13 protein-coding genes are annotated in these 12,515 nt (G+C 64.6%); 6 read left to right on the top strand and 7 right to left on the bottom strand.

Translation table 11 applies throughout. The features are described from left to right. Positions 1-40 precede the first annotated feature (40 nt). From TMPK1_RS16480 to TMPK1_RS16470, 3 genes are read left to right on the top strand one after another with little or no spacing between them, the layout of a single operon-like run. Positions 41-913 carry an NAD(P)-dependent oxidoreductase gene (locus tag TMPK1_RS16480; protein ID WP_420244339.1) on the top strand — a complete coding sequence of 291 codons (873 nt, stop codon included), beginning with the start codon at positions 41-43 and terminating at the stop codon, positions 911-913. 40 nt (positions 914-953) lie between these two features. Continuing rightward, positions 954-2,633: a hypothetical protein gene (locus tag TMPK1_RS16475; RefSeq protein WP_420244337.1), complete on the top strand. Its 1,680-nt coding sequence runs from the start codon at positions 954-956 to the stop codon at positions 2,631-2,633. A 9-nt stretch (positions 2,634-2,642) separates the two neighbouring features. Then, a complete protein-coding gene (locus TMPK1_RS16470) occupies positions 2,643-4,268 on the top strand; it encodes a hypothetical protein (RefSeq protein ID WP_420244336.1) in 1,626 nt (541 codons plus the stop codon). Here the strand turns inward: TMPK1_RS16470 and TMPK1_RS16465 are convergent, their stop codons facing one another. Next, positions 4,269-4,910 (bottom strand): FMN-binding negative transcriptional regulator, encoded by a 642-nt coding sequence (locus tag TMPK1_RS16465; RefSeq protein WP_420244334.1) that lies wholly within the window; start codon positions 4,908-4,910, stop codon positions 4,269-4,271. Beyond that, positions 4,910-6,298: an exodeoxyribonuclease VII large subunit gene (xseA, locus tag TMPK1_RS16460; protein WP_420244333.1), complete on the bottom strand. Its 1,389-nt coding sequence runs from the start codon at positions 6,296-6,298 to the stop codon at positions 4,910-4,912. Before xseA ends, TMPK1_RS16465 begins: the two co-directional genes overlap by 1 nt. Before the next feature lie 24 nt (positions 6,299-6,322). Here xseA and purD point away from each other — a divergent pair, with 24 nt between their 5' ends. Continuing rightward, entirely contained in the window at positions 6,323-7,588 is a 1,266-nt protein-coding gene (gene purD / locus TMPK1_RS16455; protein WP_420244331.1) for a phosphoribosylamine--glycine ligase, read from the top strand. Next, entirely contained in the window at positions 7,585-8,049 is a 465-nt protein-coding gene (locus TMPK1_RS16450) for a hypothetical protein (protein WP_420244329.1), read from the top strand. The genes purD and TMPK1_RS16450 overlap by 4 nt, the downstream gene beginning before the upstream one ends. A gap of 15 nt (positions 8,050-8,064) precedes the next feature. Here the strand turns inward: TMPK1_RS16450 and TMPK1_RS16445 are convergent, their stop codons facing one another. Together TMPK1_RS16445 and TMPK1_RS16440 are read right to left on the bottom strand one after the other, a co-directional pair. Beyond that, positions 8,065-8,265: a hypothetical protein gene (locus TMPK1_RS16445; RefSeq protein ID WP_420244328.1), complete on the bottom strand. Its 201-nt coding sequence runs from the start codon at positions 8,263-8,265 to the stop codon at positions 8,065-8,067. Then, on the bottom strand, positions 8,265-8,603 hold the full coding sequence (locus tag TMPK1_RS16440) for a P-II family nitrogen regulator (RefSeq protein WP_420244326.1): 339 nt from the start codon (positions 8,601-8,603) through the stop codon (positions 8,265-8,267). The genes TMPK1_RS16445 and TMPK1_RS16440 overlap by 1 nt, the downstream gene beginning before the upstream one ends. A 185-nt stretch (positions 8,604-8,788) precedes the next feature. Here TMPK1_RS16440 and TMPK1_RS16435 point away from each other — a divergent pair, with 185 nt between their 5' ends. After that, positions 8,789-10,051, top strand: coding sequence for a UbiH/UbiF/VisC/COQ6 family ubiquinone biosynthesis hydroxylase (locus tag TMPK1_RS16435; RefSeq protein WP_420244324.1), 1,263 nt, complete (start codon positions 8,789-8,791; stop codon positions 10,049-10,051). Between the two features lie 184 nt (positions 10,052-10,235). On the opposite strand, the gene thpR is transcribed toward TMPK1_RS16435, so the two are convergent. From thpR to TMPK1_RS16420, 3 genes are read right to left on the bottom strand one after another with little or no spacing between them, the layout of a single operon-like run. Then, positions 10,236-10,769: an RNA 2',3'-cyclic phosphodiesterase gene (thpR, locus tag TMPK1_RS16430; protein WP_420244322.1), complete on the bottom strand. Its 534-nt coding sequence runs from the start codon at positions 10,767-10,769 to the stop codon at positions 10,236-10,238. A gap of 1 nt (position 10,770) precedes the next feature. Further along, positions 10,771-11,811, bottom strand: a complete 1,041-nt coding sequence (locus tag TMPK1_RS16425; RefSeq protein ID WP_420244321.1) for an NADP(H)-dependent aldo-keto reductase — start codon at positions 11,809-11,811, stop codon at positions 10,771-10,773. Between the two features lie 12 nt (positions 11,812-11,823). Further along, positions 11,824-12,453 carry an arylesterase gene (locus tag TMPK1_RS16420; protein ID WP_420244320.1) on the bottom strand — a complete coding sequence of 210 codons (630 nt, stop codon included), beginning with the start codon at positions 12,451-12,453 and terminating at the stop codon, positions 11,824-11,826. Positions 12,454-12,515: the final 62 nt, after the last annotated feature.

Raw genomic sequence — 12,515 nt, 5'->3', positions numbered from 1 at the left:
GCGCACCATCTGATCGCCGGTATCCATCGGAGATCCTCACATGCGCGTCGCAGTCATCGGCATCGGCAAAATGGGCGCGGGCATCGCGCACAACCTGGTCAAAGCCGGCCACACGGTCACGGTGTGGAATCGCAGCCGCGACAAAGCCGCGGCGATCGAAGGCGCGCGCGTCGCGAACAGCGTTGCCGAGGCGGCGCGCGACGCCGAGGTGGCGCTGACCATGTTGTCCGACGATACGGCGTTGGCGGCGGCGCTCAACGACGGTTTGTTCGACGCGCTGCCGCGCGGCGCGATCCATGTTTCGTCGAGCACGATTTCAGCTTCGTTGTCCGACCGCATCGCCGATGACCATGCTGCACGCGGCCAGGATTATGTCGCTGCACCGGTTTTCGGACGACCCGACGTCGCTGCGGCTGCGCAATTGACCGTGATTGCGGCGGGGCCGGCAGCCGTCATCGATCGCGCCCAGCCCGTCTTCGACGCGATCGGGCGCCGCACCTGGCGCGTCGGCGACCGGCCGAGCCAGGCCAACATCGTCAAATTGTGCGGCAACTATCTGATCGTGTCGTCGGTGCAGAGTTTGGGCGAAGCGGTGGCGCTGGCCCGCGGCGCGGACGTCGACACGTCGGTGCTGCTCGAGCTGTTGACCGAGAATCTGTTCAGCGGCCGCGTGCACACGACCTATGGCGGCGCGATCGTCGAGAAGCGCTACCGGCCCGCCGGATTCGGATTGGACTTGGCGCTGAAAGACGTGCGCCTGGTACTTGCGGCGGCCGACGCCGCCGACGTGCCGATGCCGGTTGCGAGCTTGTTGCACGACGCTGCGCTGGCCGCACTCCACCGCAGCCCGCCTGAGTCCGACGTCGCCGCCCTGGCCGAGTTCGCGGCCAAGAATGCGGGACTTCCCGACTGAGAAACTGGCGCGCGTCGCGTCTTTGTGACATGTCGCACGCATGACGACGCGAGCAGGCGACGGCGCCGCAAATCCCGATACGGGCTCTGTTCGAAAGCTGAGCTGGGCACTGGTTGCTGCGACGGCGCTAATTCTTGCCTGGCAGTTCCGTTATTTCTGGCTGTCGGGTCTGAACCGGCAAGGCGGCGATATCGCAGATACGCGTATCGAAATCGCGTTTATGGAACATTGGCTGTCGGCGTTGCGCGGCTATGAGGGCTGGCCGTCGGCGAATTTCTTTTATCCCTGGCCCGGCGTGATGGGCTTTACCGACGCCTTCCTGCTGTTCTCGGTGCCGTACGGATTCGTGCGCGCGCTGGGAGCGGACGTGTATCTCGCGCACGAGATGCTGCACATGATCCTGCGCACGATGGGCTGCATCGGCGCCGCGCTGGTTCTGTTTCGCATCGGGCGCCTCCCGTGGTGGATCGCAGCATTTGGGGGAGTCCTGTTCGTGCTGCAGAATGCGTCGGCGGCGCATGTCGGCCACACGCAGATGCAGGGATTCTTTTTCTTCCCGTGGATCGTACTGACTGTGCATACGGGGTTCACGACGCAGCGCACCTGGCTTCGCATGCTTGCCTGGCTGATCGCGGGCGGCCTCATCGGATCGCTGCTGCTGACCTCGTTCACCGTCAGCTGGTACAGCTCGGCGATTTTCTGCACTGGGCTGCTGGTCTACGCGCTGCTGGTGGCGCTCGTCCCGTCACTGCGCCCGGAACGCGCCGTGTTGCGCGCGCGCTGGCGCGCCTTTTTTCCGGCCGCACTTCCAGGCTTGCTGCTGATCGCAATCGGGTTGGTGCAGTTCGTACGCTTGTACTTGCCGCAGTCGCGCCGCTATGGCGGTTTTTCGTTCGATGGGATCGAGGCATCGCTGATCACGCCGCGCAACTGGTTTGCGGTTGGCGAAGCCAACTACATGTGGGGTTGGTTGCAACGTATCTGGGGCGTCGCGGATTATGAAACGACCGCGTCACTGACGCCGGTTCTGTTCCTCACCATGTTGATCGGCGGGCTGGTGCTTGTGCTGCGTCGCGACACGCCGCGGCGCTGGTGGTTCGTCGTCTTGCTTTGCCTGGTCGCGGCTTCGTTGTGGCTGTTCCTGATTACGCGGTTTGGATCATTCAACCTCTGGCGCTACGTGAACGAATACGCGCCCGGCGGACGCGGGCTGCGCGCACTGGGGCGGGCGCAATTCGTGTTGCCGCTGCTTGCAGTGCCGATCGCCTGCATCGTGCTCGGGTCGTTGGCGCGGCGCGGGCGCACCGCGACTGCGGCGCTGCTTGGCCTGTTGCTGCTGGTCGAGCAGGGAAATCGCGGCATGCACACGCTGTATCGCAAAGAAGAACTCGCGATTCTCGCCAGCATTCCGCCGACCCCGCGCGCGTGCAGCGTCTTTTACGTTACGCATGCGCCGGCCCGAGAACACTATCCCGAACCGAACTTCATCAGCCACGGCTACGGGCCCGCGACCGATGCGATGCTGGTCGCGCAGCGCGATCACGTGCCGACCGCGAACGGCGTCAGCACATGGTCGCCGCCGGGTTGGGGGCCGTTTCGCGTTGACGATCCGGGCTATGTCGAGGGCATGCGCAACTGGCTGCGAACCAACGGCATCACGCGCGGCGTATGCGAATTGGACCTCGCAACGCGAAGCTGGCAAAAGCTCGGCGATCTCTAAAGGGCGCGCATGAGCCGAACCGAAACGGCAGCACGATCGACCATGCTGCACGCGCCGCGACTCGTTCGCTGGGCGAAACTTGTCGTCTTGGTCGCAGTTTTTGCTGTCGGTTTTTTCTGGCTGGCGGCGCCCGCACGCAATCCGGGCAATAGTTTCGCCTTCGCCTGCGATCCGTTCGGCTATCTTCGGCAGGCCCAGTTATTTCAGCAAAAGGGGCTGATCGGCGGGCTCGATACCTCCATTCGCCGTTCCGACGCGCAGTATCTGGTTGACCAGGCAAAGAGACTTGGCCTGCCCGAGCGGACATGGGCCGATGGCGTTGCGCCGCACTGCTATCGGTATGACAGCGGCTCGCAGGCGATCATCGGACAATACCCGCCAGGCACCGGTTTTTTTCTGTCGCTGTTTCGGCAAGGAACCGGTGGTCAGCACAGCTATACGGTCGCAATCGGACTCGCTGCCATCGCAGCGTTGGCGGCCTGCCTTCTGTTTCAGCCCGGCCCGTTCGGAGTCGTTCTTGCCGCCGGTGCCGTCGTTGGCATGACCGAGATGCTGCGCGTGCCCATGAGCTTCGCCAGCTATTCGATTCCGTGGTCGGTGGCCCTGATCGCGATCTGCGCAATGGTCGCGATTTGTTTGCCGATGCTCGCAGGCCGCCGGCAACTCGGCGTCGGTCTGCTGCTCGGATTGCTGACCGGTATGTTGGTCCAGCTACGGCTTCCGAACATTTTCATCGCCGCAGGTTTGGCCGTGTTCCTGATCGTCGAATGGCGTTTGTGGACGCTGCGCGCGATCAAACAACATGCTGTCGTCATACTTGCCAGCTCGGCGACGTTCTTGCTGGCAGGTCCGGGTCTGCTCGCTTGGTTCAACCGAATCAACACCGGCAGCGCGCTCAGGACGACCTACGGCGCCAGCGACGCAACCGGCGTCGAATTTTTGTGGAGCGTCATTCGCCCGAACGCCAAATATTATTTCTGGACAGGCGACGATTGGGCCTTCGTTGACGCGAGCCTCGTGCTGCTGGCGCTCGCCGCCATGAAAGCGATATCGCCCGGCGGCCGCGGCTTGCGCGGCGCGGTTGCCGGCTCTGCCGTGCTGATGGCGATCACGACCGCGTTCTTTCTGACCCACCGCATCGCCGCGCCTTACTACATGGTGCCTTCGGCTGCGCTGGTAATCTTCCTGCTCGCCTTCGCCTGGTGCCGTTTGCCGGCACCGCGATTCGTACTGCCGGCGCGCGCCGTCGCGATCGTCTTGATCGGCTTTGCCTGCCTGGTCGGGCTCCGCATGAAAGCGTCGAGCGCGCCGCTGTTCAAAATGATTGCGCCGCAAGAAATCCTGCAGCCAGACGCAGTCGTCTGGTCGGAAATCATGTCCGGCTCGCTGCTTTATTATAACGACAAGTTCGCAGCGAAACTTCCGTTCGTGCATTTCTGCACTCGGTTTGATTTCGTTCGCGCCATTCAAGAAGTGGGACGTCCGCAATATTTCGTCGTCGATTCCGACCTGCTGCGCAGCAACGTCAAAGAACTTGCGGCGTCGACCGAGCAGGTCGGCGTGTACGATGCACAAGAACCGTTTCCGGTTCTGCGCCTGGTGACGATGAATCCGAAGCCGGCGGGCTGCCCCTGATCAGTCGCGCAACACGCGCTGCATCGCATCCGCGACGGCGCGGTCGCCCGGCTGGTCGGATTGCGACAAACCATCAACCATCGCGCGCCGATCGGCTTCGGGACGGTTCTGCGACAGTTTCAGTTTCGCCTCGATCCGTTCGATGCGCAGCGACAGGCCGGTGATCGCCTTCATCTGCTGCTGGATGAATGCGTCGGGCGCGTCGGTGACTTTCCACGGTTCTTTGGCGCCCGCTTCGTGCCGGTCGGTCAGCCGTGTCAGCACGCCGTGCAGACGCACCGGATCGTCGAACCGTTCGATTCGCGCATAGGCGTGGATCGCGACATAATTCCAAGTCGGAACGACCTTGCCGTGCTCGCGCTTGGATTCGTACCAGGACGGTGAGATGTAGGTCTGCGGGCCGTGAAAAATCACCAGCGCCACGCCTTCGTCGCTGTCGGGCACGCGGCCATGGCGGTTGGCTTTTGCGACATGGCCGAGCAGCGTGCCGAATTCACCCTCGTCGCCGTCGAGCAGCAACGGCAGATGCGATGCGAACGGACCGTCGGCACCGTTGGTGACCAAGGTTGCAAACGGATAGGCGCGCATTGCGTCGTGGATCGCGCCTTTGTCTTCGACTTTGAAATGACCGGGCAGATACATCAGAACAGTCCCGCTTGATCCTTTGGTTCACCGTCGCGTTTGCGCTTCGGTGCGATGCCTGCAGCCGCCTGCACCACACCGTCTTTGAATTCGATCGTCAGCGCACCGCGCGCATCGTTGGCTTGCGTCACCGGAACACCCTGCCCGTCGCGCACCAGCGCGTAGCCGCGATCGAGCACGCGGCGATAGGACAGGCTTTCCAGCAACGCACCCCAACGTTCGACGTCCGCCTCTTTGCGTTCGGCGAGCCGCGTCGCGCCCGCTTGCAGACGATGCGTCCACAAATCGAGCGTGCCGCTTCGTTCCTTCAGCAACTCGGCAGGCGAGCGCAAACGACGGCCGAGTTGTTCCACATCGCGCAGCCGGTTGGGGACGGCCACTTGCGCGCAACGTGACAGACGGTCGAGCAGATCGTCGACGCGCTGCCACGCGCCTTCGACGAGTTGGCGCGGATGCACAAGGCCGCGCGACAACGCCGTCAGGTGCGTACGCTGCTGTTCCAGCCCGCGCATCGCAGTTGCATCCAGCCGGCCGCCGATTTCGCGCACGCGCGCCAGCAGGTCGGCGCGCACCGGCACGGCGAATTCGGCCGCCGCCGTCGGCGTCGGCGCACGACGGTCGGACGCAAAGTCGATCAAGGTCGTGTCGGTTTCGTGCCCGACGGCCGAGATCAGCGGGATCGCGCTGTCGGCTGCTGCGCGCACCACGATCTCTTCGTTGAACGCCATCAGATCTTCGAGACTGCCGCCGCCGCGCGCCACGATCAGCACGTCGGGACGCGGCACCTCACCATCGATGGGCAATGCGTTGAAGCCGCGAATCGCAGCCGCGATCTGTTCGGCCGAACCGGCGCCCTGCACCGCCACCGGCCACACCAGCACGCGACGCGGAAAGCGATCTTCGAGACGGTGCAGAATGTCGCGGATCACCGCGCCCGACGCCGAAGTCACGACGCCGATCACGGTCGGAAGCGACGGCAGCGGCTTTTTGCGCGCAGGATCGAACAGGCCTTCGGCGGCGAGGCGCTTCTTGCGCTCTTCAATCTGTTTCAGCAGCGCGCCTTCGCCCGCCAGCTCGAGCGCTTCGACGATCAGCTGATATTGCGAGCGCGCGCCGTAGGTCGTGAGCTTGCCGGTCGCGATCACCTCGGTCCCGTCTTCGGGCTGGGTCGCAAGCCGCGGCACGCTGGACCGCCAGATCACCGCTTCGATTACGGCGGTCTCGTCCTTGAGGCTGAAATAGATGTGGCCCGAAGGAAGCCGCTTTGCGCGCGAGATCTCGCCGCGCACGCGGACTTGTCCAAATTCGGTCTCGATCGTGCGTTTCAGCGCGCCCGAAAGCTCGCCGACTGTGTAGGGCTCGAGATTGGTTTTGTTGCTCGCATCCATGCGCAAGACTATAGCCCGGTTCCCATGAAGGTCCTTCTTGTCGGCGGCGGCGGGCGCGAACACGCGCTGGCCCTCGCCATCGCCAAATCACCGCGCCTGACCAAACTCTGGTGCGCGCCCGGCAATGCCGGAATCGCCGAAGTCGCAGAGCTGGTCCCCGTAAAGGCCGAGGACATTTCGGGATTGCTCCGATTTGCCGTCGAGCACGCGGTGGATCTGGTTGTCGTCGGGCCCGAAGGTCCGCTGGTCGCGGGCCTGGTCGATCGCCTGGCCGAGAAGGGCATCGCAGCCTTCGGTCCGACCGAAGCGGCAGCGCAGCTCGAAGGCTCCAAAGGCTTCATGAAAGACTTTGCGGCGCGGCACGGGATTCCGACCGCCGCCTATGGCCGCTTCACCAACGCAGCCGCGGCGCGCGATTTCGCCGCGACGCGTCCACTGCCGGTCGTGATCAAGGCCGACGGGCTGGCTGCGGGCAAAGGTGTGGTGATCGCCACCACGCGCGACGAAGCCAACCGCGCCATCGACGCCGCCATGCTCGACCGCGCTTTCGGCAATGCCGGCGCCGAGCTGGTGATCGAAGATTTTCTCGACGGCGAAGAGATCTCGTTCTTCGCGCTCAGCGACGGCACGCGCGTCGTGCCGTTCGGCGCGGCGCAGGATCACAAGCGCGTCTTCGACGGCGACAAAGGCCCCAATACGGGCGGCATGGGCGCCTATTCGCCGGCCCCGATTTGGACGCCGGCGATGGAAGAACAGACGATGCGCACCATCGTCGAGCCGACCATCGCGGGCATGGCGAAAGAAGGCGCGCCGTTCCGCGGCGTGTTGTTCGTCGGGCTGATGCTGACCGACAACGGACCCGAGCTGATCGAATTCAACGTCCGCTTCGGCGATCCCGAATGCCAGGTTCTGTTCGCGCGCTATGACGGCGACGCGTTGGCGCTGCTCGATGATTGCGCGCGCGGCAAGCTGAACCCGTTCGCCGGCGGCATGCGCGACGTCGCTGCGCTGTGCGTCGTGATGGCGGCCGAGAATTACCCCGGCGATCCGCGCACCGGCACCGAGATTCGCGGTCTCGATCGCGCATCGAACATTGTGGGCGCAAGCGTGCTGCACGCAGGCACCAAGCGCGACGGCACGCGGATTTTGAGCGCCGGCGGACGCGTGCTGGGCGTGCTGGGCGTTGGCGCCACCGTCAAAGACGCGCAGCGCATCGCGTATCAAGCCGTCGATGCGATCGACTGGCCGGAAGGCTTCTGCCGTCGCGACATTGGCTGGCGCGCACTGTGACTGTATCGGATCCGCGGCTGGACACGCTGCGCACGATCAATCTGTTTTTCGTCCGCTTTCTGCTCGCGGCGCTTGGTACCTGCGTCGCGGTCGTCGTCACGACGATTCCATCTTGGCTGACCGACGACTGTATTCAGAATTTCGGCGCCGCGGCGGTGATCGCGGCGGCACGCAGCGCCATTGGCGAGCTGTTGCCGTTCCTCACCGTTGTCGCGATCCCGTTCTGGGGTATCCCGCTTCTGTCGGCGGTAACGAGCTTGTCGGTCGGAACGCTGCGCCGGATCTACCTGGTCGGAATCGTGCTCGGCGTCGCATCCTTCGCGATCATGCTGCCCCGTCTCGTGCCGGTCGTATTCGAGGCGCTCGAAAAGCCGCGTGTCATCTCGCAACACGTGAAATGGGCGCAGCAATGCGCGCCCCTGCGCGGACGCGCCAACGATCCAACCAAGCCGTATCAGTAAAACGACGTAAGGCCGCTAGCGTGCGGCGGCTGAAACCCGGCGCTTGAGCAGCAGGTAAAAGCCAACGCCGCCGATCGCAGCGCTGATCGGCAGCAGGATCAGAATGTCCTCGCGCCAGCTGCCATGCAGCAGCCGGTCGACCGCCGCCATCAGCACCATCCACACAACCGCCCAAACAAGCGCAGCGCGGGCGGGATGCTGACGGCCTGCGAACATCAGACCGCTTCTGCGCCGGTTTCGCCGGTACGGATGCGCAGCGCGTGGGCGACTTCGACGACGAAGATCTTGCCGTCGCCGATCCGACCCGTGCCGGCGGCCTGCTGGATCGCTTCGACGACGCGATCGAGCATTTCGTCGATCACCACGACCTCGACCTTCACCTTGGGAAGGAACGAGACCGAGTATTCGGCGCCACGATAGATCTCGGTTTGACCTTTCTGACGACCGAAGCCCTTCACCTCACTCACAGTGAGGCCCTGGATGCCGAGCGCAGTCAGCGCCTCGCGCACCTCGTCGAGCTTGAACGGCTTGATGATGGCCATAACCAGTTTCATGCGCGATCTCCTTGGCGCGCGAACGTCGCACGCGACACGAACACCCATCAAGATCCGTGCCGGCCTGGATTTGCACGACAGCGATGCAACGCCCACGCTGTGACGTGCCTGCACCAGTGGCGATTTGGTCCCGACCTGGACAAGGAAGCGGCAATCGCGGCACCGTCCGCGCCCAGGAGATGCGGATGACGAGCGAAAAAACGACCGATGATGTCCTGATCGTGGGCGGCGGCCTGGCCGGCCTGTCGCTGGCGGCGTCGTTGGGGCATGCCGGTTTGCGCGTGGCGGTTGCCGATCGTGACGCACCCGCGACGCAGCTCGATGAAGCATTCGACGGCCGCACCACCGCCATTGCCTTCGGATCGCAGCGTCTGCTGACCGAAATCGGCGTCTGGTCGCGGCTGGAAGCCGACGCCGAACCGATTCGCGAAATCCGCGTCGCCGACGGCGGCTCGTCGCTGTTCCTGCATTTCGACCATCGCGAAGTCGCGCCGATTACAGGAAACGCGGCCCCGTTCGGCTGGATCGTCGAAAATCGCCGCCTGCGCCGCGCGCTGTTCGAACGCTGCGCTGAATTGCCCAAGGTGACGCACCTGGCGCCGATGGCGGTCGAAGATCATGCGGTGGAAGGCGAGACCGTAACCGCGCGCCTCGCCGACGGCAGCACGCGCCGCGCGCGTTTGCTGGTCGGCGCCGACGGCCGCACCTCACCGACGCGCGAGCGCGCCGGCATCGCCACGATCGGCTGGCCCTATCGCCAGACCGCAATCGTCTGCGTCGCCGGCCACGAAAAGCCGCACAACGGAATCGCAGTCGAACATTTCCTAGCGCCCGGCCCGTTCGCGATTCTGCCGATGACCGACGCGCCCGATGGTACGCATCGCAGCTCGATCGTCTGGACCGAGCGACCGGAAACGGTCGAGCCGCTGCTCGCCGCCGACCAGGCGACGTTCGACGCAGAATTGCAGCGCCGCTTCGGCCCGCATCTGGGCGCGGTGCGCACGTTGGGCCGGCGTTTTTCCTATCCGCTGTCGCTGTTGCAGGCGCGCCGTTTCACAGCACCGCGCTTGGCGTTGGTCGGCGAAGCGGCACACGCGATCCATCCGATTGCGGGCCAGGGGCTCAATCTCGGCATGCGCGACATTGCAGCCTTGGCCGAGTTGATCGTCGATCATGCGCGGCTGGGGCTCGATATCGGCTCACCCGCCCTGTTGCAGGATTATGCGCGCCGCCGCCGCGTCGATGCGCTGGCGCTGTCGGCCGCGACCGACGTGCTGGATCGTCTGTTCTCGAACGACATTCCGCCCATCGCTGCGGCTCGCCGCATCGGCCTTGCTGCCGTTGGTCAGGTGCCGAGCCTGAAACGCTTCTTCATGCGTTATGCGATGGGCCAGCGCGCCGGTGCCGGCCTCGACCTGCCGCGCCTGGTGCGCGGTGAGAAACTTTAGCCGCTCTTTTTCCGACTCCGCGTCGTACCGAGGCTAATTCCACGTTCGCGATTGGCTTTGAGCCGGCCGTCGCGGGACGGGTCTTTGACGCGGCCTGCTTGTGCGCCGGTTCTGCGTTGCTGCTTTGCCATGCTTTGCTCCTTCTCTGCGTCTGCAACTCGCTTGCGCCGCGACGGTTCCGAATTCAGCGCAACGGATAGCGCGCGACCGGGCGATAGACCGGCCGCTCCTTGCCGAGCAGGCTTTCGAGCAAAACAAATTCGTTCAGTAGAAATGGGCCGAGCGCGAGGCCGCTCAGCTCGGCCGCCGCACGATCGACCAGCGCGATCGGCGAGTCGTACAAACGCGCCAAGGTAACGTGCGGTGTGAAGCGGCGCGGCTCGGGATCCAGCCCGGCAGCGATCGCAGCCCGTTCGACCTTGGCGTGAAGATGATCGAGCGACGGGCTGTGCGCGATCGCGGCGTATAAGGCACGCGCCTTGTCGCGACTGGCGAAGCGTCCCGCACCTTGGATCGCAAACTCGACCTTGGGCGCGTCGATCGCAGCCAGCGCGGCCGCAAGATCGTCGGCGATCAGCGCATCGACCGCGCCGACAAAGCGCAAGGTTACGTGCAGATTCTCGCGCTCGACCCAGCGCGCGCCGGGCAAGCCGCCTTGCAGCTGCACCAACGCGTCGCGCGCGTCGTCCGGCAGCTCCAACGCAACGAAGAGGCGCATCTCACGGGCACGGGTTCGGGTTGCCTACATGCACCGCGTCGAGCGCCTGCAGGATTTCGTCCGACAGAATCAAATCCGCGCCGGCCAAGGCGTGCTGCAACTGACCGAGATCGGTCGCACCGATGATGGCCGATGCGACGAACGGGCGGTGATGCACGAAGGCGAGCGACATATGCAGCGGGTCGAGCCCGAAGCGGCGCGCGACGTCGTGATAGGACCGCACCGCCGCGTCGGCGCGCGCGGTCGCATAGCGTGACTTGCGGTAATCGATGGCGCGACGCGATGCGGGCGGCACGGCACCGTCGAGATATTTGCCGGTCAAGGTGCCGGCCGCGATCGGCGCATACGCGAGCAACCCGACTTGTTCGCGGATCGACATTTCGGCGAGGCCGACATCGAAGCTGCGATTGAGCAGCGAATACGGATTCTGGATCGACACGACGCGCGGCAAGCCAGCTGTTTCTGCCAACTGCAGGAAACGCGCAACGCCCCACGGCGTTTCGTTCGACAGGCCGACCGCACGCACCTTGCCCGCATCGACCAGCTCGGCCAGCACGCCCAGCGTTTCTTCGATCGGCGTTTCGTGCGGATCATCGTGATGCTTGTAGTCGAGTTCGCCGAACCGGTTGTTTTTCCGGTCGGGCCAATGGAGCTGGTAGAGATCGACATAGTCGGTGCCGAGCCGCTGCAGGCTGGCATCCAGCGCTGCGACGATATTGGCGCGGTCGAGCTTGGCATTGCCGTCGCGGATCCACGGCGACGCGCCGCGACCGACGACCTTGGTCGCCAGCACAACGCGCCCGCGATTCCCGCGATCTTTGGCGAGCCAACTTCCGATGATCGATTCCGTCGCGCCCTGCGTCTCGGCGCTGGGCGGTGCCGGATACATCTCGGCTGCGTCGAGCAGATTGATGCCGCGATCGAGCGCAAGATCGATCTGCGCATGCGACTCGGCTTCGCTGGTCTGCGAGCCAAACGTCATCGTACCGAGCGAGATCGACGAAACGCGGATCGCGCTCAAACCAAGCGGACGCAGTTCCATCAGCTTAAATTCTCACTGGGCCGGCAGAAGTTTTTCGACCACCGGTGCGATCCGGTCGACAATGATTTTTACGCCCGCCGGATTGGGATGCATGCCGTCGCCTTGGTTGAGCTTGGCGTCGAGCGCGACGCCGTCGAGAAAGAAAGGATGCAGCGGCACGCCGTATTTTTGCGCCAGCTTTGGATAGATCGCGTCGAAACGTCCGACATAGTCGGGGCCGAGATTGCGCGCCGCAAACATGCCGCATAACAACACCGGAATCTTCGCGTCGGTGAGTTTGCGCAAGATTGCATCGAGATTGGCTTCGGTCGAACCCGGATCGATCCCGCGCAGCATGTCGTTCGAACCAAGTTCGAGCACGATCAGGTTCGGCTTGTCGGCGAGCGACCAGTCGAGCCGCGCCAGCCCGCCGGCGCTGGTATCGCCCGACACGCCGGCATTGATCACGCGCACGTCGCGGCCGCGCGCCTTCAACGCCGCTTCAAGCCGGACCGGAAACGCATCTTCAGGCGTCACGCCATAGCCCGCGGTCAGACTGTCGCCGAACGCGACGATGGTGGTGGTTGCCGCTCGGACCGGCCCAGGGGCGAACAACGCGGCGAGCAACAGCAAGACCGACCAACATGCAAAAGCGCGCTTCATGCGAGATCTCCAGGACACGTTGCCAAGCTGCGGAGCCGGACCGCCGCCGTCAACGTGCCCTG

This window comes from Roseiterribacter gracilis (genome assembly GCA_018332375.1).
GTDB lineage: Bacteria > Pseudomonadota > Alphaproteobacteria > BOG-932 > Roseiterribacteraceae > Roseiterribacter > Roseiterribacter gracilis.
Note: the sequence above shows the minus strand (reverse complement) of the source record. Positions and strands in the feature narration are given on the sequence as shown.